This window comes from Nocardia brevicatena NBRC 12119, assembly GCF_000308495.1.
Taxonomy (GTDB): domain Bacteria; phylum Actinomycetota; class Actinomycetes; order Mycobacteriales; family Mycobacteriaceae; genus Nocardia; species Nocardia brevicatena.
Genome location: NZ_BAFU01000049.1, coordinates 77,304 through 99,489 on the forward strand (window position 1 = coordinate 77,304; position 22,186 = coordinate 99,489).

Annotated in this window: 23 protein-coding genes and 1 pseudogene; 12 read left to right on the plus strand and 12 right to left on the minus strand. The window is 67.2% G+C overall.

Features of this window, described 5'->3' with window-relative positions; all coding sequences use genetic code 11:
* Positions 1–10 precede the first annotated feature (10 nt).
* Entirely contained in the window at positions 11–373 is a 363-nt protein-coding gene (locus ON20_RS10800) for an STAS domain-containing protein (protein WP_051162150.1), read from the minus strand.
* Between the two features lie 231 nt (positions 374–604).
* Between ON20_RS10800 and ON20_RS10805 the strand changes: the two genes are divergently transcribed.
* From ON20_RS10805 to ON20_RS10815, 3 genes are all read left to right on the plus strand, one after another.
* Positions 605–1,039, plus strand: coding sequence for an ATP-binding protein (locus ON20_RS10805; protein WP_040834994.1), 435 nt, complete (start codon positions 605–607; stop codon positions 1,037–1,039).
* A gap of 176 nt (positions 1,040–1,215) precedes the next feature.
* A complete protein-coding gene (locus tag ON20_RS10810; RefSeq protein ID WP_040834995.1) occupies positions 1,216–1,629 on the plus strand; it encodes an ATP-binding protein in 414 nt (137 codons plus the stop codon).
* 75 nt (positions 1,630–1,704) lie between these two features.
* On the plus strand, positions 1,705–2,085 hold the full coding sequence (locus tag ON20_RS10815; protein ID WP_040834996.1) for a Rieske (2Fe-2S) protein: 381 nt from the start codon (positions 1,705–1,707) through the stop codon (positions 2,083–2,085).
* A gap of 33 nt (positions 2,086–2,118) precedes the next feature.
* Here ON20_RS10815 and ON20_RS10820 read toward each other — a convergent pair whose 3' ends face one another.
* Both ON20_RS10820 and ON20_RS10825 read right to left on the minus strand, forming a co-directional pair.
* A complete protein-coding gene (locus ON20_RS10820; RefSeq protein WP_051162166.1) occupies positions 2,119–2,967 on the minus strand; it encodes a thioesterase family protein in 849 nt (282 codons plus the stop codon).
* 313 nt (positions 2,968–3,280) lie between these two features.
* Positions 3,281–5,830: a DUF4132 domain-containing protein gene (locus tag ON20_RS10825; RefSeq protein WP_040834997.1), complete on the minus strand. Its 2,550-nt coding sequence runs from the start codon at positions 5,828–5,830 to the stop codon at positions 3,281–3,283.
* Positions 5,831–6,283: 453 nt separating this feature from the next.
* On the opposite strand from ON20_RS10825, the gene ON20_RS10835 reads away from it, so the two are divergent.
* The 4 genes from ON20_RS10835 to ON20_RS10850 all read left to right on the plus strand — a co-directional run bounded on the left by ON20_RS10835 (position 6,284) and on the right by ON20_RS10850 (position 9,911).
* Complete coding sequence (locus ON20_RS10835; protein ID WP_051162152.1) at positions 6,284–7,429, plus strand: NAD(P)-binding domain-containing protein; 1,146 nt, start codon at positions 6,284–6,286, stop codon at positions 7,427–7,429.
* Positions 7,430–8,196: 767 nt separating this feature from the next.
* Positions 8,197–8,784 (plus strand): LppU family putative lipoprotein, encoded by a 588-nt coding sequence (gene lppU, locus ON20_RS10840; RefSeq protein WP_245547161.1) that lies wholly within the window; start codon positions 8,197–8,199, stop codon positions 8,782–8,784.
* A gap of 112 nt (positions 8,785–8,896) precedes the next feature.
* The gene (locus tag ON20_RS10845) at positions 8,897–9,235 is read left to right on the plus strand and encodes a hypothetical protein (protein WP_040835031.1); all 339 of its coding nucleotides are present in this window, start codon (positions 8,897–8,899) and stop codon (positions 9,233–9,235) included.
* A 217-nt stretch (positions 9,236–9,452) separates the two neighbouring features.
* Positions 9,453–9,911, plus strand: coding sequence for an SRPBCC family protein (locus ON20_RS10850; RefSeq protein WP_040835032.1), 459 nt, complete (start codon positions 9,453–9,455; stop codon positions 9,909–9,911).
* Between the two features lie 213 nt (positions 9,912–10,124).
* On the opposite strand, the gene cycA is transcribed toward ON20_RS10850, so the two are convergent.
* From cycA to ON20_RS40240, 6 genes and pseudogenes are all read right to left on the minus strand, one after another.
* Entirely contained in the window at positions 10,125–11,603 is a 1,479-nt protein-coding gene (gene cycA / locus ON20_RS10855) for a D-serine/D-alanine/glycine transporter (protein WP_438803400.1), read from the minus strand.
* Positions 11,604–11,809: 206 nt separating this feature from the next.
* Positions 11,810–12,097 carry a hypothetical protein gene (locus ON20_RS10860; protein ID WP_040834999.1) on the minus strand — a complete coding sequence of 96 codons (288 nt, stop codon included), beginning with the start codon at positions 12,095–12,097 and terminating at the stop codon, positions 11,810–11,812.
* 96 nt (positions 12,098–12,193) lie between these two features.
* Positions 12,194–13,492, minus strand: a complete 1,299-nt coding sequence (locus tag ON20_RS10865; RefSeq protein WP_083864824.1) for an NAD-dependent succinate-semialdehyde dehydrogenase — start codon at positions 13,490–13,492, stop codon at positions 12,194–12,196.
* 404 nt (positions 13,493–13,896) lie between these two features.
* Positions 13,897–14,061 (minus strand): annotated as a pseudogene (locus tag ON20_RS38710) (FCD domain-containing protein); the annotation flags it as partial.
* Positions 14,058–14,321: a GntR family transcriptional regulator gene (locus ON20_RS38715; protein ID WP_245547162.1), complete on the minus strand. Its 264-nt coding sequence runs from the start codon at positions 14,319–14,321 to the stop codon at positions 14,058–14,060. The pseudogene ON20_RS38710 and the gene ON20_RS38715, both read right to left, overlap by 4 nt.
* On the minus strand, positions 14,318–14,548 hold the full coding sequence (locus ON20_RS40240; RefSeq protein ID WP_306306841.1) for a hypothetical protein: 231 nt from the start codon (positions 14,546–14,548) through the stop codon (positions 14,318–14,320). The genes ON20_RS38715 and ON20_RS40240 overlap by 4 nt, the downstream gene beginning before the upstream one ends.
* 403 nt (positions 14,549–14,951) lie before the next feature.
* Between ON20_RS40240 and ON20_RS10885 the strand changes: the two genes are divergently transcribed.
* The 3 genes from ON20_RS10885 to ON20_RS37345 all read left to right on the plus strand — a co-directional run bounded on the left by ON20_RS10885 (position 14,952) and on the right by ON20_RS37345 (position 16,446).
* Positions 14,952–15,632 (plus strand): hypothetical protein, encoded by a 681-nt coding sequence (locus tag ON20_RS10885; RefSeq protein WP_040835002.1) that lies wholly within the window; start codon positions 14,952–14,954, stop codon positions 15,630–15,632.
* A 182-nt stretch (positions 15,633–15,814) separates the two neighbouring features.
* Entirely contained in the window at positions 15,815–16,255 is a 441-nt protein-coding gene (locus ON20_RS10890) for a hypothetical protein (protein ID WP_218002494.1), read from the plus strand.
* Positions 16,256–16,290: 35 nt separating this feature from the next.
* On the plus strand, positions 16,291–16,446 hold the full coding sequence (locus ON20_RS37345; RefSeq protein WP_086008960.1) for a DUF6131 family protein: 156 nt from the start codon (positions 16,291–16,293) through the stop codon (positions 16,444–16,446).
* A gap of 200 nt (positions 16,447–16,646) precedes the next feature.
* Here the strand turns inward: ON20_RS37345 and ON20_RS40955 are convergent, their stop codons facing one another.
* On the minus strand, positions 16,647–16,820 hold the full coding sequence (locus ON20_RS40955; protein ID WP_218002495.1) for an MFS transporter: 174 nt from the start codon (positions 16,818–16,820) through the stop codon (positions 16,647–16,649).
* 409 nt (positions 16,821–17,229) lie between these two features.
* Between ON20_RS40955 and ON20_RS10895 the strand changes: the two genes are divergently transcribed.
* Positions 17,230–17,673, plus strand: coding sequence for a hypothetical protein (locus ON20_RS10895; RefSeq protein ID WP_040835003.1), 444 nt, complete (start codon positions 17,230–17,232; stop codon positions 17,671–17,673).
* Between the two features lie 1,170 nt (positions 17,674–18,843).
* Here ON20_RS10895 and ON20_RS10900 read toward each other — a convergent pair.
* On the minus strand, positions 18,844–20,118 hold the full coding sequence (locus tag ON20_RS10900; RefSeq protein WP_245547168.1) for a CynX/NimT family MFS transporter: 1,275 nt from the start codon (positions 20,116–20,118) through the stop codon (positions 18,844–18,846).
* 394 nt (positions 20,119–20,512) lie between these two features.
* Here ON20_RS10900 and ON20_RS10905 point away from each other — a divergent pair, with 394 nt between their 5' ends.
* Entirely contained in the window at positions 20,513–21,265 is a 753-nt protein-coding gene (locus ON20_RS10905) for a hypothetical protein (protein WP_245547163.1), read from the plus strand.
* Positions 21,266–21,284: 19 nt separating this feature from the next.
* On the opposite strand, the gene ON20_RS10910 is transcribed toward ON20_RS10905, so the two are convergent.
* Positions 21,285–22,186: penicillin-binding transpeptidase domain-containing protein (locus ON20_RS10910; RefSeq protein ID WP_040835004.1), on the minus strand; the 902-nt coding region annotated here is incomplete at its 5' end.

Consider the following 22,186-nt stretch of genomic DNA (forward strand, 5'->3'; position numbering starts at 1 on the left):
ATCGGCCGGATCAGCTCGCCGCGGTGTTGGCGCCCCCGGCGAGTGCGGCGTCCAGCGAGTCGTAGACGGCGAGCAGCTTGTCGAGAGCGGTCAGTTCGATGGGACGTCGCACGGCGTCGGAGGCGACCACGCGCAACTGGTCCTGCCGGCCTTCCGAGATCACAAGTAGCGCGCTCAGGCCGGCCGAGCCCAGGAAACCGACATCGGACATGTCCACGACCATCGGCTTTCCGCCGCGTTGGGCATCTTCGAGGGCAGTCTGCAACTGCGGTGCAGAGGCCATGTCGACCTCGCCGTGCACGGTGACGATCTCGGTGCCGTCCTCGGTGCGCACCTGCACATCGAGCATGCGGGACGCGCCTTCGCCGCTCACCGTAGACCTCCCAGCTCGCAATTCGCCACTTTCCACCTCTGCAGCATCGAGCCCCGCCGCGCGGAGCGCGATCGAGACTGTTAGCGGTCGTCACAGCCAACTTACCCGATCAGGGAAACCGTAGTCAGGGCACTCCCCGATCCGCGGCAGTGGCCCGCACCATGTGCCCGCACGGCGGGCGGGTACGCTTGCGATCCGGACTTGACAGCAGTGCACTCAGGAGCAGTCGGTATGGGCAAAGGCGAGAACGTTTTTCTCTCGTCGTCGGCGCGGACCAATACGATCGGGGTGCGCGTTCCCGCGGTCGACGAGCAGTTGATCATGCTCCGGGCGCTCGCCGAAACAGTGGCGTTGGTCGCCGATTTCGGCCTCGACGAGGTCGCCGATATGCGATTGGCCCTGGACGAGGTGGCCACCGCGCTACTGCAGGACGCGGTGCCCGGCTCCGAGCTGGACTGTGGGTTCGCCTACGGCGAATCCACCATGGACATCACCGTGTCCGCCGTCACTCTCTCCGAGACCGGCCCGGACAAGCATAGTTTCGGCTGGCATATCGTCTCGACACTCACCGATTCGGTGTCGACCACCATCGGTCCTCGGGACGCCGCTTCCGGCGGGTATCCCACCGTGGTGCGCTTCCGCTGGTCGCGCGGTGGCAAGGCGTGAGAACCGCCGGAAGGCCGGACTGAGGTGATCACCGTCGCTCGGCCGCATGCGGCATGAGCGAATGGGTATGGCCAATGACGAGTGTGCGGTCTACAGTGCGCATCATGTCGAACACCGCGGGCCCGTACGCCGGCACTGTCCGTTGGTGAGACCGTAGGGAGGCAGCCGAGGTGACGATGCCCCGCCCGTTCGGGCTGGAAAGTCCGCCGAGTCGGTTCGAGCTGGACTTTCCGGCAAAACCCGACCAGCTGGCCGAAGTCAGGTATGCGATGCGGGAGTGGCTTTCCCGCTGTTCGCTCGATGAGCGCCAAGTCTATGACGTGCTGCTCGCGGTGGGGGAGGCCTGCAGCAACGCGATCGAGCACGGACACCGCGGCGATGGCCGCACCATCCGGTTACAGGCCGCACTCGATGCGGGTGACCTGCGCATCACCGTCGCCGACCACGGCAGGTGGAAGCCCCCTGATTCCCGGCCGGACCCGATACGCGGGCGCGGTATGGCCATTATCCACGCCCTGATTCCCCGGGTGGAGGTCACCACTTCCGCCGGCGGCACGACCGTCGACATGCGGATACCGATATCCCGCTGAGTCCGCACCGACCGCCGACATCACATCATCGACACCGCGCGTGAGACGTACGACGTCGCCGACGCCACGGGCGCGGTGCCGCTCCGAACATCACCTTCTAACTGCGCGAACCGGACGCGCACCGTCCCTTTTCTCGAAGCGCAATCCAAGGTCGCCAAGCACTTTATCGGCGATCGGCTGCGCCGCTCCCATGTCGACTCTGTCGACGATATCGCCCCCGGTACCGGTGCGGTCGTCCGCGTCGCCGGGCAGCGGTGCGCGGTGTTCCGCGATGAGGCCGGCACCGTGCACGCGGTCTCGGCGACCTGCACACACCTCGGGTGCATTGTCGCGTTCAACGACGCCGAACGTGTCTGGGAATGCCCCTGCCACGGGTCCCGCTTCACGGTCGACGGTGCCGTAGCCCATGGTCCGGCAACCCGACCGCTCGAACCGTGCCGCGGGGTAGCCACCTGAGAGAGCCGGCCACGCCCGCCCGAGGCGTGGACGTCAGCGGCGGCCGAGGAAGAGAGTCTGGGTGCTGCGGCCCAGCGGCCCTTTGTCGTCGAAGAGCGCCGCCTCGGCCAGGCCGATACCGTGGGGCTGCGGATGTGTGACGGCGTCGAGGCAGATCCACTCGCCCGTGGGTTGGCGGTGCAGGATGACCGTCAGGTCGGTGTTGATGAACAGGTAGCGGTTCCAGTCCAGTACCGAGCTGACACCGTTGCCGGAATCGGCGGCGGCGAGGGTGCGCTCCAGCGGGCTGGGCGTGGTTCCCGCGACGATCGGGTATTTGAGCCGTATCCAGCAGACCGCGGGACCGGGTTCGGCGAAGGAGCCGGTGACGAAGCGGTATTCGATACCGGTGTGGAAGCCCACCGGTTGGGTGGACGGAAACGGTGCGGGTGCGGGCGCCTGTTCGGGACCGGGACGCGCGCCGGTCGGCAGGAGATGGTCGGGAAGGTCCAGTTCCGGTTCGGCCCGTTTGAACCGCCACGCGTTCGCCCGCATCACCGGCCCCCGGTCGGTGGACAGGGTTGCTTCGACGAGTTCGACGCTGCGTCCCGGGCGCACCAGGCGTGCCTGCGCGGTGAGCGGCACCAACGGCACCGGGCCGAGTATCTCGACGGCGACGCGGCCGATCCGGAAGTCCGGTCGCGGTTCGCACCGCTCGATCACGTGGCCGAGCAGCGCGGACGGCGGTCCGGCGTGCTGAGCGTCCGGCGACCACGGCCCGCGGGTGAGATCGGTGGAGACGAACCGCTGTGGATCTGCCGGGTCGGGGAGGTAGAAGGCCTCGTTCACGTCGGTGTCCGTTCTTCCGGTCGGCGGTCGCGCCGTCTGCTCGCTCTCTGCCATGACCGTACCGGCGGGCCCGAGCACGTCGTGTTCGGTGTCCTGTCACGGTCGTCCCCGGCCGGCCCGGAGGTCCGGTCCCATGTCGAGCGGTGCGGCCTGTAGTCCGCCTCGGGTTCTACCGGCCGGGACACTGCCGCCGACAGCCTCCCGATTCGGCGCACCACCGCCACCCCGAACAGCGGATGAGACAGCGCACCCAGGACGCGGAACACGAGGGCCGATATGCGAGCGGCCGTGATTTCGAGCGACGGCACCGAATGGGTGCACATCCCGTGCACCCATTCGGTGGATATCGGTTATCCGCTGGACCGTGTCAGGTAGTGCTCTTGCCGATAAAGGAGTCGAGCTGAGTCAGGATCGCCGGGTCCACGATTTTCTCGTCCTCGGCGAGCAAGAGCACCCTGTTCAGAATGACGTTCGTTATCCGGTCCTCGTCGGCGAACGGCAGAAACAGCCGGCGATGCGCCGTGGCTCCGAACGAGTCGGGCACCACACACAGATGGGCGCCCGGCTCGACGTGGATGCTGCCACTGGACAGATGCACCCGATAGGTCGCCCGGCTTCCGCGTATCACGGCCGAGCGCTCTTCGACGGTGACCCCGGCGAGCCCCAGATCGGCCACGAGGGAGGCAAGGACTTGCGCTCGACTTCCCGCCTGTTCCGGCGACCGGAATTCCGCCGGCCCGGCGCCGGCGACCGATACCACCAGGTCCAGGTCTCGCATGACTTCGGAGAACACCACCGGTGGTACGTCGGTCATCGGCACCGGTTTGCCGCCGATGGCCGGGTAGCGGTCTGGAGCACGGTGTCCCTTGGTCAGGAAACGAACCTCACCGACAATGGCGTTTCCCTTACCGAGGTGACCGTGGAAGTCACAGCGCAGCGCCGCGATGAGACCGTCGCCGACGTCGCGGGTTGCCTGATGGTTGTCGTACTCACCGTGGGTGAGCCAGCCTCGGCCGGACAGCAGCCGGCCTGCAACCCTGCCGTCGACCGTATGCCCGGCGAACCGATGCGACACGTCTGCCATCTCGCGTTCCGCCGGACCGACAAGGTACACCTCCCGAAACGCCTGTTTGACCGGCTGCCGGATGCGGCGTCGCATGATCTCGGCCTGCCAGTCGGCCAGCACCCGCCGCTCGAGCAGTTCGACAGGGTGAACGGCGGTGACCGGCCCGGTGATGTCGACTCGGTCGAGCAGATCGATCACACCCGCCCTGTCCCGCCACAGCAGCGCGGGCAGCATCGCCGCGGCGGCGGGCAACGACAGCAATCGGGCCAGTTCGTCCGGCGCCAACGTCCCGGCGGTGGCGACCAGTCGCTCCACCAGCCCGGTTCGCATCCGACGAGCCTGGTCCCGCAGCCGCTCCTGATGATCACGCAGGCGTCGGTAGCCGGGGTCCGCGCGGACGGCGGGCGGTACCGACTTCAGCGCTTTACCGGCCCGACCGACCGACAATGCCGGATCGGCGCCATCGAATCGCAGTGTGATCCGGTAGTCGCCGACCTCCGACTCCCCGGGTATCTCGGTGGCGATGCGTGCCTCGCAGTCCCATTCGAGGCGACTCGCGTCCGAAAAGCCTGTCACCTGCGCCAGGTGCTCGAGAGCGACCGTGATCGCGGCGGCGTGGCTGTGTCTGCGGTTGGGGCCCAGCTTGGCACCCCTTTTCGCCGACTCGCACAATGCCAGGTATCTGTCCAGGACCGTCTCCCCCGGAGCGAGAGGCAGCATCCCGAAGGCGGCGATGCCGTGCAGCGCATTGTGTTCGACGCGTTTCACCACTTGGTCACGGTTCCACCCCATGACCGCGGAGACCAACTCGTTCGGTTCGAGTTCCAACAGGCGGCGGGCAGTGTTCACTCCGACGGTCTCGATCGCGGAGAGAAGGACGGCACGGTTCTGGCGGGTGACCTCGCCTACCGATACAGCCCGGACCAGATGCCACAAGGGCGCCGCATGTTCCAGGCCGAACAACGGGAGCAGCGTGTCGGCGTCACCCGCGCACAATCGCCATCGGTACGCCCGGCGCTGCTCCTTCACCGGCCGGTCCTGCAACAGGTCGAGCAGGGCGACGCGTTCCTCGTCCGTCAGCTTCGCCGCCCCGAGATGATCGGCTATCCGTGGATCACCGGTCCAGGTCAGCGCCGTTCGAACGAACCGCAGGCCGCGCGGTACCGGCACCTTGGGTAGCATGTCCCAGTCCACCGGGGCCGGTTCGGACACGAGCCGCCAGATCAGCGAATCCACATGCTCCTGTACGGCATCTGCGCAGGCGAGGGGAGCGGACATGTCGCCGGACGGAGACCGGCCGCCGATCGCGTGGCCGAGATAATGGTCGTCGGTGAAAGCCTGTTCGACCACAGCGGCGTCCAGAGCGCCGGCACCGTGCAGTGCGTCGAGAACCCTCGCCACGGTCTCTCGGCGCAGAGCGCCGAGGGGGGTGAAGATGAGCACCCGCAGCAGATCGGTATCGGTGGCGGCGGTGGCGCGCTCCGCCACCTCGTCCAGCGCCAACAGGTGCCGGACGTCCTTCCCGAGCAAGGTGGCCAGCAATGCCTTCCGGCGAGCCGACGCCCACGGAGTGGCCAGCAGGCCACCGATGTCGTCCGATCGGTCCACCGGAAAGCAGGCATCATAGAGCTCATCGAGCTCTGCGACGATATCGCCCACGTGCGGAATCAGGTTACCGATCGTCTGGTCGTCGCCCCGTTGGATCCGGAGCCGGATCTCCTCGGCAATATCTCGCAGACCCGCCTGGTCGTCGGCCTTCGCCACCCCCCGCGCCCGGTCGACCAGCCGCCACAGCTCCTCGCGCTGTTCGCGAACGGCGTCGACGTAGATCTCCGGTATGGATCGTTCCACCGCGATCAGCCTCCCGCCTTCGCGACCGGCCGGAACACAATCGGCTCGCCGAACCGAACTGCACCCCCATCATCCAAGTCGAGGATCCGTCGACCGCGCACCAGTTCAGGGCGCAACTCCGGGATCCGTTCCTCGGTCGCGTGCCGGAGCGGTTCCCGCGCTGCCATACGGTCCTCGCCCGATCGCGCCGGCAGTGCCGACGAAGAGCCACCGGATATGACGGGAACCCGGCCGTGCACCTCGATGTCTACCATGGTCGCACCGTAGACGATGGGTCCGTCAGCACACCGTCGCGCACGGACCCGGGCAAGGTCACTTTTGGCCATGCGCATTCGACGGACACATCCGGCTTTCGAGCCACCGGCACCGGCTCCACCGCTCATCCGCCGATGATCAACCCGCCACCCGGCCGTACAGCACCAACCTTCCCGGCGCGGCACTAGCATCGCATTCGTGGCGTCCGAGGCAGCGAATCCGGCACATCCGGACTTCCAGATCCTGGTGATCGGCGCCGGGCAGTCCGGATTGTCGGCGGGCTATCACCTCCAGCGGCGTGGACTCGTTCCCGCGCGCGATTTCCTCATCGTCGACCATGCTCCCGGTCCCGGCGGTGCCTGGCAGTTCCGCTGGCCGTCGCTGACCCTCGGCACGGTGAACCGAGTACACGATCTGCCCGGTATGCCGTTCGCCGAGAGCCTGCCGCCCCCTTCCACGGGGCTCTCCCACGTCGACGTACCGGCCGCAACGGCGGTACCACACTATTACCGGCGCTACGAGGAGCGTTTCGAGCTGCGGGTACGTAGACCGGTCACCGTGCGAGTGGTCTGCGACCGGGCCGAACGTGACGGCCTGCTGCACGCCGAAACCGATCATGCGGGCACCTTCCGTGTCCGCGGTCTGATCAACGCCACCGGAACGTGGGAACACCCCTTCATCCCGCACTATCGCGGTGCCGAAACCTTCGCGGGCCGGCAACTGCATACCCGCGACTATCGCCGCCCCGAGGAGTTTGCCGGCAGGCACGTGGTGGTGGTCGGCGGCGGTATCTCGGCGGTACAGCTGCTCGAGGAGATATCCCGGGTCACCGGCACCACGTGGGTGACTCGATCCGCACCCGTATTCCGGGATACGGCGTTCGACGAGAACGCGGGCCGGCGCGCGGTGGCGATCGTGGAGGACCGGGTGCGGCGTGGGTTGCCGCCGGGCTCGGTGGTGTCGGTGACCGGGCTGCCGCTGGACGAGCGCATCCGGGCTGCCCGGGAGCGCGGTGTCCTGCACCGGCGACCGATGTTCGACCATATCGAACCCGAGGGTGTGCGCTGGGCCGATGGCAGTTTCCAGTCTGCACAGGTGATCTTGTGGGCCACCGGTTTCCGTAGCGCCCTCGACCATCTGGCACCGTTGCGGCTACGCGGATCCGGCGGCGGTATCGCCATGACCGGCAGACTGGCGACCCAGGTCGCGGTCGATCCGCGGATCCACCTGATCGGATACGGACCGTCGGCGAGCACCATCGGCGCGAACCGAGCAGGCCGAGCGGCCGCGGCGGAACTCACCGGCTACCTGAACCTGTCACGGCGGTGGGAAGAACACGAATGAACAGGCCGCGGAGCGCGGTCCGGTTCGCCGATGATTTCAGAGACAGGTTTCGACACTGCCGAAGACGACTGTGCAGGGGCACCGAGCGAGGGTCCCGTGCGACAGTTCCGGTCTCGTGACCGCCGATTGCCGGTTAAGATCACCGCGGGCATTGGCCGGCAAAGAGGAGTGGATACCGACGTGGGAAACTTCGGTCGAACGTCACGGGAACAGCGGCGAGCCGTGGCGATGGAAACGGCCGAGGCGGTCGCTGCAGGTCGGAGGCCCGGCCGGTAAAGCTCATCCGAGTATTCACGGGTAGCGACCGCACCGACACGGTGATCATACCACCGGTTCGGTGAATCGAGCTGCCCATACCGCTCGGTCTTGTCGACACAAGGGTGTCCACTCACACGGTCATCACCGTCTCATCGCAGGACATGGCACATACGAGCGATAACCATCCACGTGGCTCTTGTCGCCGACCTCGATGGTCGACGGATTACTGTGCGGCCGCCGGCGCCGGAACCCGATTTTCGTCGGGTAGGAGAGTCGGTCCGACGGTCGAGAAACCCTCGGCCCGCGGAACTCGCTTCTACGCAGGGTTGGCGCGTCGTCGGTAGCCGCCGCGCACAGTGAGCATGGGCACGTCTCGAAATCCGCGTTCGCGAGTGCCGACTACTCGCAGGCGTCGATGTGTCGACGTATCCACCTCCGATGGGACAACTCACGGGTCCCGCACTGCTCTGCCACTGTTCACGATCACCTATTTCGATGGAGGAGTTGTTATGTCCAGACATGCGCACGGGTTCCGGATCCCCGGGCTGGCCGCAGGTTTTGCTGTGTTGAGTTGTGCCGTACTGATGCTGACGGCGTGTAGCGGCGAATCGTCGAATGCGCCGAGTTCGTCGGCTCCCGCTACCACGATCCCCGGCCAGAACGGAGCGGACGAGGGTGGAGACGTCGACTTCGACGCCAATATCGGCGACTGCGTGGCGTTGTCGGGAACGATGATGGACGCGGAAATCGACCACGCGCAGTGCGGCTCCGCACAGTCGAACTACAAGGTGGTCGCCAAGACGGCCACGAAGGAAGGCTGCGCTTCCGATGTCGACCAGACCTACTACGTGACCCTGGGCGGTGTGGAACAGGGCGCGCTGTGCCTCGACATCGATTGGGTCGAAGGCGAATGCATGACGGTTCCGTCCGGAAGCGAAAGCCCCACTCACAGCCCGTGCACCCCGGGCAAACCCGATACCGTTCGGGTGCTGAAGATCCTGACCGGTACCACCGACGAATCCGGATGCCCGGAAGAGACCACCAGCTACTACACCTACGACGAACGTCAACTCGTCACCTGCGTCGCCGAGGTCTGACGAGAATCACATCCTCCGCCGGCCGGCGACCGCCGGCCGACTGCTAACACCTTGGTGGACAGGGCGATACGTTGTTCAACTGATGTTTCCGGACATTTCGAAGGAGAATCTCGTGACCTCGAACGCCAAGCGTGTGCTGGCCGGCGTGGCGGCCGCAGCGGCCCTCACCCTTGCCATGGCCCCGCAGGCCGCGGCCTATCCGGTGGGGCCGTGGGGAGTGGAAGGCCCGTGTAAAGGTCTGGAACCGAACCAGTGTCCGTGGAGTGCCTCCGAAGACGGCCTCACCTGGTCGTACAAGGGTCATTCCTCGCACTACGACAAACTGGGCAACTACGTCTGCAACACCAACCAATGGGAACCGGCGCGCAGCGCATACTGCACCGCTGTGATGACGCTGGTTCGTGCGCTGCCGCCGCTCCCCGTCGGCCAACTCCTCGGCAGTCAAAGCTGAACGGCGCGCCACGGTTTCCCGGCCGGGACCGGGTACGCCGGGCGCCGGTGTCACCCACGATGTCCGATCGGGCGGCCGCGCCGGGCGTGGCGATGGCCGCGGCAATCGGCGGGACCGATGGCGGTCGGGTAGGGTGCAGCCCTGCGCACGGTCCCTGTCCGGTGGATCGCCACCGGACAGGGGACACAACTCGGCGGCGGAAGGTATGGACCAGGCCATGGCGGACGACACCGGGGTTCCCCGCATAGTGACCGCCACCCGGGTGATCGCCGCCGAGGCCCGGGAGGTTTTCCGGTGGATCGCCGATCCGGCGCAGCATCCTCGCTGGGACGGCAACGACAACCTGACAGAAGCGCCGGCCGGGCAGACCGTGTGCAAGGTGGGCGACGTATTCACCATGACGCTCACCACGGGCAGCGTCAGGGAGAACCACGTGGTGGAGTTCGAAGCGGACCGACGCATCGCCTGGCTCCCTTCGGAACCGGGCCGGCGACCGCCGGGTCACCTGTGGCGGTGGGAGCTCGAGCCGGTGGACGTGGCGTATACCCGGGTCACGCACACCTACGACTGGTCGCGGTTGACCGACGAGACACGTGTGGCGCGCGCCCGAGCCACCACCGCCGACAAGCTCCGTGCCTCCCTCGACAGACTCGCGAAGCTCGCCGAGCCCTCCTGATCGGATCCGATGCCGCGATCGATCGCGTTCGAGGTCGGCCGGCCAGGTCTGTGCGCGAGGATCGCATTCACGACGTCCTCGTCCTCGCGCAGCGCGATCCGCCGGAGGCCCCGGTCTCATCGCGGTACCGCCCGCGCGACCATTGGCGGGATCTGTCCGGTCACCTCGAGCGGGCCCGCCGGCGCCGACGGTCCCGCCCGGGACCGGGCCGGGTCAGCGCCGGGCGGCCGCGGTCTCGGCGAGAACCTTTTCCCGATGCTGTGCCCGCAGGGCGCCGTGGCGGGGGCTGCGGCGCACGACCAGATAGGCGACGGCCAACACGGCGAACCAGACCGGCGTCACCAGGAGGGCGGTCAGTGTATCGCTCTCCTGGGTGAGCGCCCAGACCAGGAAGACGAAGAACGCCAGCACGGCCCAGACCATCGGGATCCCGCCGGGAAGTTTGAACGTCGACGCGGCGTGCAGGTGCGGACGCCGGCGGCGGTACACCAGGTAGCTCACCAGGATCATCGTCCAGACGAACATGAAGCACAGCGACGAGATGGTGGTAACCACCGTGAACGCCTCGACGATCGACTGTCCAGCGTAGAGCAGCACCACACCGATCAGCAGGAACGCACACGAGAAGCGCAGCGCGTTGGCCGGAACCCGGCGTCGGGACAATTTCCCGAGCAGAGTGGGCGCGTCGCCGTCGCCGGCCAGGCCGTACACCATCCGGGAAGTCGAATAGATCCCCGAGTTCGCACTGGAGGTGGCGCTGGTCAACACCACGAAGTTGACCACGCTCGCGGCGATACCGAGCCCGGCGAGGGAGAACATCGCCACGAACGGGCTGGTGTCGGGGGAGACCTGGCGCCACGGGGTCACCGCGCAGATCACGATCAGCGCGCCGACATAGAACAGCAGGACCCGCACCGGAATGGAGTTCACCGCGCGGGGCAGGGTGCGTTCCGGATCCTTGGCCTCGGCGGCGGTGGTACCCACCAGTTCGATCCCGACGAAGGCGAAGACCGCGATCTGGAATCCGGCCACGAAACCCATCGGGCCGGTCGGGAAGAAACCACCGTCGTTCCAGAGATTGGCCAATGAGGCCGTGCTTCCGCTGTCACCGGTGAAGCCCGTGAGTACCATCACCAGACCGGTCACAATCAGCGCGCCGATGGCGAGCACCTTGATCAGCGCGAACCAGAACTCGGTTTCGCCGAACGCGCGCACCGTCGGCAGGTTCAGCAGCAGCAGGACGACGATGCAGGCCAGCGCGGGGATCCACAGCGGCAGATCCGGCCACCAGTACGCGACGTACCCGGCGATCGCCACCACGTCGGCGATTCCGGTGACCACCCAGCAGAACCAATAGGTCCAGCCGGTGAAGAACCCGGCCCACGGCCCGAGCAGATCGCCCGCGAAATCGCTGAACGATTTGTACCCCGAGTTCGACAGCAGCAGTTCTCCCATCGCCCGCATGACGAAGAAGAGGAAGAACCCGATGATCATGTAGACGAGGATCACCGAGGGACCGGCCAGCGAGATCGTCTTACCCGAACCCATGAACAGCCCGGTTCCGATCGCCCCGCCGATCGCGATCAGCTGGATATGGCGATTGGCCAGCTGACGGCTCAGGCCCTCCGGACCGTCCCCCTGGGGTCCCGCCTCGGACGCCTTGTCTCCCGAGCCCCCGTCGCTCTGCAGCACCGCCATAACTCTCCCTCCGGAACCAGATCGCGCTACGCCCATCCGACCATCATTCGATGGATTCTTCGCGGGCAGGTGGGGCCATCGCCCGGCAACGCAGTCGACAGACTATGCCCCACCATCCGCCCTCGCCGGCGAGGGGGTGGTGCGATGGTCGCGACCACACCGGGGAGAAAGCCCTGCTACCTGGATCGAAGTTCACCGACCTACGTATGACGGGTGGTGCGCCGGGCGGCTTTCCTCGGTGGCGCGGCCGGTGTTTCCGGCCGCGCCCCGACGGTGCCGTTGTGGTCTTGTTCGCGTCCTGGGAGGGGTAGGTCGCGCGGTTCGGTCCGGCGGTTCGGAGACGGTCCCGTATCCGGGTCCAGGTCGGCGTCCTCCGCCGCCCGCGTCCCGCCGTCCTCGGGCATATCGACGTCGAGGTCTTCGGGCGGAAGAACGTCCGGGGAGTCGGCGATGCCGGGTTCCGGCGGGATGTTCTCGGAAGATGTCATGGTGTCCGGCTGCCCGCTACCCGGATGCCCATGCCCGGCTGCACCGCGCCGCTACCACCCGAAGCGGCCGGCGGGCCGCACGGTCGCGGCGAACGGTCAGCTGTTCGGGATGAGGGTGTACTTCGTGGAAAGGAACTCGTGGATGCCCTCGAAGCCGCCCTCGCGGCCGACGCCCGACTGCTTGACGCCTCCGAAGGGTGCCGCGGCATTGGAGACCACACCGGTGTTCAGACCCATCATGCCCGTCTCGAGCCGGTCGATCATGCGATGGCCGCGCGCGAGGTCCTGTGTGTACACATAGGAGACGAGACCGTATTCGGTGTTGTTCGCGAGTTCGACCGCCTCCTCCTCGGTGGAGAATGTCGCGATCGCGAGAACGGGACCGAAGATCTCCTCACGGAGGATATCGCTGACGCCGGTGACGCCGGTGACGACGGTCGGCTCGTAGAAGCTGCCGGGACCGTCGATCTTCGCGCCACCGGTGAGCACCACCGCACCACGGGCCGTGGCGTCGGCGACGAGTTCGGCGGCCTTGTCCACCGCGTCGTCATCGATGAGGGGGCCGATCGCCACGCCTTCCTCGGTGCCGCGACCGACCTTCATCGTCTCCACTCGCGCGGTGATCCGCTGCGCGAACTCGGCCGCCACCGCCTCATGCACAATGAACCGGTTCGCGGCCGTGCACGCCTGTCCGATATTGCGGAACTTCGCCGTGAGCGCTCCCTCGGCGGCCTCGTCGAGGTCGGCGTCGGTGAACACGAGGAAGGGCGCATTGCCGCCGAGCTCCACCGACACGCGCAGCACATTGTCGGCGGCCTGGGCGATGAGCCGGTGGCCGACCTCGGTCGCCCCGGTGAACGAGAGCTTCCGTAACCTGGGGTCGGCGATGATCGGCGCCGAGACGCGGCTCGACGAGGCGGAGGTCACGACATTCACCACGCCGGCGGGCAGCCCCGCGTCCACGAGCAGCTGTGTGAAGAACAGGGTGGTCAACGGGGTCAGCTGCGGGGGTTTGGTCACGACCGTGCACCCCGCGGCGAGCGCGGGGGCGATCTTGCGGGTCGCCATCGCGAAGGGGAAGTTCCACGGGGTGATGAAGAACGAGGGTCCCACCGGCCGTTGCGAGACGACCATCCGCCCGGTTCCCTCGGGATTGAGCCCGTACCTGCCGTGGATGCGGACCGCCTCTTCGCTGAACCAGCGCAGGAACTCGCCGCCGTAGTCGACTTCGCCCGGGCCTCGGCCAGCGGCTTGCCCATTTCCACCGTCATCAGCAGCGCGAGATCTTCCTTGCGCTCCCGCACGAGTTCCCATGAGTTCGGCGAGGCGGGGGTCACGGGACTCGACCAGGTCGGCGATGCGGTGCAGCACGCGCGAGCGCTCGCGGGGCAGCAGCTTCGGCCACGGGCCGTCGGTAAACGCCTTCCGGGCCGCCGCGCCGCGACGGCGCGATCGATATCGGCCTTCTTACCCGCGGCGGCCCGCACGTAGGTTTCGTTCGAGACCGGGTCGAGCACGTCGAAGGTATCGCCGTCGACGGAGTCGACGAACGACCCGCCGATGTAGTGGCGGATGCGGTCGGGGAGACCGGCGGGGACGTGATGCCGGCGCGGTGCGCTGTCGGCCATGGGATTCCTCCTGAGTGAGGTCGGGTAGGGATCAGTCGGGGGCGCGGCGAGCCCGAGGCCGTCCGTGTCGTGGTCGCGCCGGCCGAGATAGGCCTCCATGGTTCGCCAGCGGTGCCGGCGTGCGGCCATCTCGATCTCCAGCGGATCGGCCCGGCGGCGGATGAGGTCGATGATCCGGTCGTGCTCGTCCACCGATTCGCGGGCCCGGCGGGGAACGAAGGCGAAGGTCGACGAGCGCAGGCCGGACATCCGGGTCCAGCCGCGGTGCACCAGGTCGCGGATATGCGGGTTGGGGCAGGGCTCGAACAGCACGGCGTGGAACTGCTCGTTGATCATCGTGAACAGGTTCGGTCGAAATCGTCGAGCAGTTCCCGCAGCCGTCTGTTGACGGTGGCGGCGCGGTCGAGGTCGGCGTCGGTGAGATGCGGCACCGCCAAGGCGGTGGCGATCCCTTCGACGACGCCGAGTGTCTGCATCGTGTGCAGGTATTCGGTCCGGTCGATCTGCGCGACGCGGGCGCCGACATTGCGTTCGAACTCGACCAGGGCTTCGGCCTCGAGGCGTCGGATGGCCTCCCGCACCGGTACGACGCTCATGTCCAGTGATTCGGCGATCGACCCGAGGACGAGCCGGTAGCCGGGGACGAACCGCGGTCGGCGATGTAGCCGCCGCCGTGGCTGCGGAAGAGGTCCTCACGATTCGGTATGAAGCGCAATGTCTTCGCCGTACCGACCAGCTTGGTCCCGGGTCGAATGGGGCGTACGTCGTCGATGGAGACGTTGTCGAGGCCGCGCTTGCGCAGCGCTTGCGACAGGCCCGCCACCGGGGCCTTCATCAGTTTCGCGCGGAGTTCGGGGGAGAGGGCGGGGGTCCCCGGTTCGTCGGGCAGGCCCGCGGCGGTGCGCGATCCCCACGCCTCCTCGCGTTGCCGGTCGTCGACCGAGGGCAGCGAGCCGAGCAGCGGGATCGAAGGAGCCGGGGCCTTCGATCCGGGACGCGGGTCGGGACTCGGCGTGAACGCTCGTCGCAGGAGTTTATGACGGTAGTCTTATCCGAGGTTTTCGTCCTTGCATGCCGTGGCACGAATTAGAGTGGTTGCGCTGTGGAATATCAGGTGCCGGCGTGGGTTCGCGCTCGACGAGGTGCCCGAGGCGCCGGCGTACGTCGGTGAGGGCGCGCCCTCGGCAAGGTGGTGGTCGAGGTCGATCGGGAATAGGTTGTCACGCATGGCCCTGTGGTATGAGCCCGATATTTCGAAAGCCCGCTGGTTCACCGACAGTGGTGATTCGTGGTCGCGGCTGTGCTCGACCGGGCCGAGTGGTTTCGCACGATATGCCCGGCTGTTCCATCCGCCCGACCCGGACGACGATCCCGCCGACCCGGATCCGATCTCCTACCGGGAGGGCGACCTCCCCGAGGACGCGCTGCGGCGGTTGATCGGAATTCTCGCTTGCCACACCGATACACCGGACGACTGCTACTTCGGGCTGTGGGACGGTTTCGGCGATATCCACGGTGGTTCCGCGGTCATCATGGCCACCCTGTCGGACGGTCTCGACGATCCGCCTTCCGCGCCCACCGTCCCGCCGGCCTTCCCACCCGAAGTGATCGAGGGGCCGCGGTTGCGGATTCCGGCACGTGATTACATCTTGTTCCGCGGACCGGTGAGTGAGGCCGGGCAGTGGGGTGCCGCCGAGCTGCTACCGGGTCTGCGGCGCCGGATCAACAGTCCCAATCTCATATGGCCCGCGGATCGGAAGTGGTTCGTCGCCACCGAGATCGACCTGCCCTGGACCGGTGTAGCCGGCAGCGTCGAACTCGTCGACACCTTGGCCACCGATCCGGTACTGGATGTGGAGGACATCGACCCGGCCGCGAGCCCGACCTACTGGCGCAACGAATCCTGATTTCCCGCCGGCCACCCCACGCGTGGCTCTCGGAATCGGGACACCATCGGCGCGGGACGGGACCGACCACAAGACAGCGCCTATCTCCGCCGCGGTCGGCGTATTTTACCGGCGGGCAGGAACTTCGCCGGGTTTGACATTTCTCTTGCCGGGAATAGCGAGAGCATATTGTCCCTCGACCCATGGGAATTGCCATGTTCATCATTCTCGGACTTGTCGTCACCGTCGCGGCTGTCGCGGCCGGTGTTGCCGGTGTCGCGGCCAATACCAGCGAGACCAACCAGCTGAACAGTGAGTTCTCGGTTTTCGACTACGGCTTCGCCGGAACCACCGGCGAACTCTTTCTCATCGGCATCATCGTCGGTGTAGTCGGCGGCCTGGGAGCGAGCATGCTGTTCGCCGGCGCCTGGCGGTCCACCCGAAAGGGGGTGGAGACCCGGCGCGAACTGCGGCAGTCGCGGCGGGAAGTGGCCGCGGCGCAGCGCGATCTCGCAAAACAGCAGGAACCGACGAGGAAATCCGCGGTAGCGGGCCCCCGCACGCGCGAGCCGGCGTGGTCGGTGAACCGCTTCCTGCGTAAGTCGGACAAGGGCGCGCCCCGCGGCGCGGCCACGGCCGAGTAAGTACCGGCCGGATATCGAAAAAGGAGAAATTCGTCATGATCGTTCTCGGACTTGTGCTGCTCATCGTCGGTTATCTGCTTCACATCGGATTGCTCAGCACCATCGGCGTCGTCCTGCTCGTCGTCGGTGCGGTGTTGGCCATCGCCGGAGCGGTGGGTCGCCCGATCGCGGGCCGCCGGCACTATTACTAACCCTCGAGCGACATGCGGCGGTGTGGATGGCTCCTGCCGAGCCATCCACACCGCCGCGGGCTGTCGCGCTGCTCCATTCGTTTCGGTCGGTCGGCCCCGATCGTCCGGTCCAGGTCCCATTGAATGCTGTTCGTAGCGCAACGAGACCGTCAGCGTGTTGGGCAGACCAACGCCCAGGATTCCGGCGATGCCCGAGAAGATCAGCAGCTTTCGGCTGCCGATACGGTCCGACAGCGCCCCGGTCGCCGCACGACCAGACATTCCCGTGGATAGCGCAGCAGTATCCGCGGGGCGCCGCGTTCCTCGGCGGTCGCGGTCGTCGCGGCTTCGGCCCGGTAGGACGAGGATTCGTCCATGCCGCGGCGCAGCCACATGATGAAGGGGGCACCGAATGCGCCGACCGCGTACGGGATGCGCCTGCCCCCAGCTGTGCATCTGCTCCGACGTGAGGAACTGTTGCAGCATGATCGGCACCCCCAGCGCCACCGATTGACCCGCCACCAGCGTCATGTACCGGAAGCTGGAGTAGAAGCCACGCATACCGGGAGTGGCCACCTCGGACAGATCGTCGAGCGATCCGCGCACGATATTGCCGACAACGCGACGCTCCACAGCGAATTGTGCCGATCTCATCGGAATACCCTGCGAGTATCCCCAAAACCGGTCGTACCCATGAGGCGAGGTCCGTCGGCCGTCCTCCCTCGGCCCTCGTGGCGGCGATTCGGCTCTTCCGAAGCGGGTATGCCCGCACCAGGCGGTTCACCGTACCGAAGGAGAGAGAGTATGCCGCACTCCAACCGCACCCCTCGTCTTGCCTTGCTCACGGCCGCCCTGCTCGTGGGCGCAATTGCGACAGGGTGCTCCGATAACAACGACAACGGCTCCGAGGCCGCGCCGTCGACGAGCAACCCCCTCCCGACCCTTACCATGAGCCCCGAGGCGGAAGACGACACCATCACCCCCGAGGCCTCCCGGCAATTGTGCGACATGATCGGCACCGAGATCGACAATTGGCATGATCAGGGCCCCATCGTGGCCCGGGTCAGCTTCAACGGCACCGTTCAGAACTGGGCGGCCCGCAACAATGGCCTCAATGACGAGGTTATCGCCGATAATTCCATCATCGACACCGTCACCACCCAGACCTGCCCGGACGTACGCAATCAAGCACTCGGTGTGCTGGATGTGCCCGACCTGGCCTCGGCCCTGGTCGGCTTCGGCGGGTAACCCCGCACAAGTCGGCGGTCCCGATCGGTGAGGTCGGCGATCAGGGCGGTGGCTTCGATCGCGATCCGCCTGTCGGGTCCGCCGGTGTGACGCGGTCGATGGCTCGACCACGCCTACCGGGTAGGGCATTCGCACGGCGTGTCGACCTGGGAAACTCTGACCGGCAGGGTATTTCGATCTCTCGATCGTCGATCTCCAGTCGCCGCGGGAAGCATGGCCGACGGGCAAATCCTCTCCATCCCTCGAAGTATCGTGCGAGTGAGGATGGCGTCGATATGCCAGGTCTTTCGTCGCCCGCTTCTCGTTCCCCTCGGCGCGGAGACCCATCGGGGGTCTGCCGAGTGGCCCACCGACAGGTCGCAGAGCGCCGATGGCCCTGTGTGCCGCTGTAATCCGAGGAGATCACCTGATCGTCGTGCCGCGCCTACCGGGAATGCGCGTCGATACGACTCGCCGGTACCGGTCGAACCGGTTCCCGGAGTGCTCGCCACCCTCGTGCTCGGCTATCGCACCGCTGTGCGAGTCCTATACGACCCCGAGCGCTTTCCGAAGGATCCGTATCGGGCAGTTGTGGACCTGGAGTCACTCGACAGCCTGAGCCGGTAGCGCCCGCCAACCCGGTCGCGACGGGCGAACCGAGCGCACCGTGTTCGAGGAGAGGGGCGGCGACCCGCCGACCGTCGAATGGTTCTGCCGGAGACGGCCGCGGCAGATCACCGCCGCGGCCGTATCTCGCTCAGCAGGCCCCGGAACCCGCGCCGGCGGACGACTGCGCGCCGGTTCGCATGACCTTCGCCCACCAATCCGCGAGCGGGCTGGGATCCGGCCAGACGGCCGCCGGTTCCGGGTCGGAAGCGTTCGCATGGGCCACCCGAGGCCGAGTCGAATCCATAGATATCGTCATCATCGATCGTCTCCCCAATCAGTCCCGGTATCGCCACCGGTCGCGAGCCGGATTCCCCGGTCGGGCGAAGATAAACAGTGTGGTGCGCCGTGGGGAAAACGTACGATCGCCGACCCGTCACATATTCGACCCATCGATGGGAGCCCACGCTGCCGTGAAGGTTTCTCGAAGCCGAGCGTCAGTCGCCGCAGGCGATATTGACCAGCGCATGGCTGCGGCCTTCCGTCGCGTCCGCGAGCAGACCGTTTATCTCGGTGCGCTCGTCGTCACGCCCCACCAACATGGGCGTCAGTATAACGACCCGCGGTGTGCCGCGGCCGGTTCCGTGACCCCCCTCCCGGCCCCCTGTGGAAGCGATTGCGGCCGGGTTGGTTCCAGGTGTCTTCGAGCATGCGCGGCTTGCATGCCTGCCAGGCGCCGGCGAGCATGACGAACGCGGTGACGATGAGGAAGGCGAACGGAAGCCCCCAGGCGCCGGTCGAGGAGTGTAGCAGGCCGAACAGGAGGGGGCCGATGCAGGCGACGGTATAGCCGACGCCCTGGGTGAATCCCGACAGGGCGGCGGAACCGGCTGCTGTCTCGGTACGCAGATTGATCAGCGTCAGCGCCATCGGGAAGGTCGACGGCCCTACCCCGATCAGCAGTACCCACACCAGCGGGGCGCTCATCGGTGCCCACAGCAGGCCGGCGAAGCCGACGAAATAGCAGAGGGCGCAGACGATTGCGACCGGGAACGGATTCGCGACCCGGCCGACGATCAGCGGCGCGGTCAAGGCGGCCACCAGGCCGATCAGGGCGAAGATGCCGACCATGGTGCCGCCGAACGACGCGCTCGCCCCCGCGTCGGTGAAGATCGTCGGCAGCCAGGTGAAGACCGAGTAGGTGGTCAGCGAGGTCATGCCGAACATGATGGCCATCCCCCACGCAACCGGCGACCGCCAGACCTTGCCGGCCGGTCGCTCGTGCACCGGCAGCGCGGTGGTGTCGGCCTTGGCGTGACCGCGGCGATCACGCAACACGCCCCACCACGGCAGGACAGCGGCGAAACCGAGCAATGCCCACAGGCCCAGCGAGATCCGCCAGCCATGCGCCTCGGCGATCGGCACCGCGACCAGGGCCGGCACCATGGTTCCCAGCTGCACCATCACGATGTAGATCGAACTCAGCAGTGCCGGCCGATCCGGAAAATACCGCTTCACCAGCGGTGGGATCACCACATTGCCGATACCCATACCGGTTAGGGCCAGCGCCGAGAAGACCAGCAGTTCCCAGGTGTCCGGCACCAGCGCGCGGGCGGCGGAGCCGATACCGGTCATGAGCATCGCGAGCAGCGCGGTCCCCTCCAGCCCGAAACGCCGCACGAAGACCGGGGTCAGCAGGCCTGCGAGGGCGAACATGGCGGTCGGGATCATGCCGAAGACGCCGACGACGGCGGTGGAATAGCCGATATCCTCACCGATTCGGGTGGCCAGCGGCGTGAAGGCGGTGACGGCGACACGCAGTGTGAGCGCGGATACGATGATCGCGGCGAGAACCAGCAGCCGTCCCTCGGTGAGGTGGCGTTTTCCGCCGAGTTCGTTTGCGGTCGTCGGCCGGTCGGAGGAATGAGTCGTTTCGTCGCAAGCCAGGGTCACCGAAAAATCATAGGATGAATGACCGGTGGCAGGAAAAGATGTGAGGCGCGTTACGCATTCGTCTCGGTATCGGAGTCGCTGAACGCCCGCCCGTTTGACCGCCGGCAGAGGGGGAATGCGCGGTCTGGCACCGTGATCCCCAGCAAGGCAGCAGGAACCGACCCGACCTACGGTTGAGCGCCCGCATGTCCACGGTGGCTCCGGTGGGTGATTCCGCCGGGCCTCGTGCCGGTGGTGCCGTACTCGGAATGACCTCTGGGCGCTCGACCTACCCGTCGTATCCGAAGCCGAGGAGAAGATCATGAGCTACCGAACCGTAGCGCCCGCTGTCCTGATCGCCGCCGCCTGCTTCGCAGCGGTACCCGCGCCGGCATTCGCGCAGCCGGGCCCCGGACAGGGCACCGCGATAGCATCGTCGGACAGCGTGCCTCCGCGCAGCGCCATATCCCTGCGCACCCCGATCGGTATCGAATGGGGTACGGCGAACGAGAACGAACCGCGCAGCGCGCTGTCGATGTCCAAGCTCTATCTGGCCGATTACGCCCTGCGTCACGGCGACGGTTCCGCCGAGGACCGCGTCAACGCCGAACGGATGATCCGCTACTCCGACGATGCCGCCGCGGATGCCGTCGAGGCCAAGTACCCGCAGGCCATCGCCGTGATCGCCGCCGAGTACGGTCTGGAGCAGACGAGCCCCGGCGCCGGGTGGGGCACCTCGACCACCAGCACCGCCGATCTCGCCGACTTCCTCACCGCCAAACAAACCACCGACCCCACTTCCCCCATTCTCGGCTGGATGGCCATCGCCGCACCGACCGCCGCCGACGGCACCCGCCAGGACTGGGGGACCGCCACCCTTCCCGGTGTCCAGGGCAGCAAATGGGGCTGGTCCGATATGGCGCCGCCGGAGGTCGCCTCGGCGTCCTTCGGCCCCGGTTTCTCGGTGGCCGCGCATACCCGCGGCGGCCCGGCGGACCAGACCGCCGATGTAATGGGCGCGTTGTCGGAGATGATCCTCGATGTGCTGGGCATTCCACCCGTCATGGTTCGGTAGCCCGACCGTTGCCCAGGGGTTATCGCGTCGCTCGCAACATCCGCCCCGCCGCCTCGACAGCGGGCCCCGAGCTGCCCGCGTCGGCGACGAGGACCGCGAACGCCAGATCGTCCCGGATTCCGACGAACCAGCCGTGCGCGGTGCTGTTGTCGCCGTACTCGGCGGTGCCGGTCTTGCCCAGCAGACCGGGGATATCGGCCAGCTGCGTGGCCGTTCCCGCGGTGACGGTTTCACGCATCATGGTTTTCAACCGGTCGGTCACCGCGGTGGGCAGCGGCTGCGGGGTGCGATCGGGTTTGCCCGGCGAACCGGACACCAGCACCGGCGCGGGGGTGGAGCCGTGTGCGATCGATGCGGCGACCAGAGCCATACCGAATGGCGATGCCGTCACCTGTCCCTGTCCGATACCGGCCTCCACCCGTTGCGCCGGATCCTGCGCGACAGGCACGCTGCCGGTGACGGTGGTCAGGCCCGGTGTCACATAGTCGACGCCGAGGCCGAGGCGTTCGGCGGTGCCGGTCAGCGCCTGTGACGGCAGCCGGACGGCGAGTTCGGCCATGGTGGTGTTGCAGGAGCGGGCGAACGCCGTGTGCAGCGGCACCTGCCCGAGATCGAAATTGTCGTCGTTGGGGATGCGGCGGCCCTCGATATCGGCCACACCGGGACAGGGCAGCACGGTATCCGGGCCGGCGAGCCCCGCGTCCAGCGCCGCGGCGGTGGTGATGGTCTTGAAAGTGGAACCGGGGGGATACAGACCGGTGAGCGCGATCGGCCCCTCACCGTCGGCGGCCGCGTTCTGGGCGACGGCGACGATCTCGCCGGTGGAGGGCCGCACGGCCACGATCGCCGCGGGCCGGTCGACCGGGCCGAGCGCCGTTTCCGCCGCGCGCTGCAGTCCGATGTCGATGGTGGACCGGATAT